1 protein-coding gene is annotated in these 243 nt (G+C 67.9%); it reads right to left on the minus strand.

Annotation, left to right across the window (positions count from 1 at the left end; translation table 11 throughout):
- Positions 1–243, minus strand: a 243-nt coding sequence (locus ACH65_RS18255) for an AsmA family protein (RefSeq protein ID WP_153242687.1), incomplete at both ends; no start/stop codon positions are given.

Genomic DNA, 243 nt, shown 5'->3' on the forward strand with positions numbered 1-243 from the left:
CCTCGACGTTGATCACCGCATCGTCGGTGTCGAACACGAACAGCCGCATGTCGAACACGCCGTGCTTCGCCGCCAGGTCGCTGGCGGCGCAGTTGATCTTCACCGTGCGGTCGCCGAACAGCCGGCCGAGGATGATGTTGCCCACGTTGAGGCCGGCGGTCTCCAGCAGGTTGCGGCTGATCGCGCCGTCGTTCATCAGCAGTTGCACGCCGCCGTCGGCGCTGCCGAGCAGGGCGGCCACCG

The organism is Frateuria defendens (genome assembly GCF_001182895.1).
Taxonomy (GTDB): Bacteria; Pseudomonadota; Gammaproteobacteria; order Xanthomonadales; family Rhodanobacteraceae; genus Frateuria_B; species Frateuria_B defendens.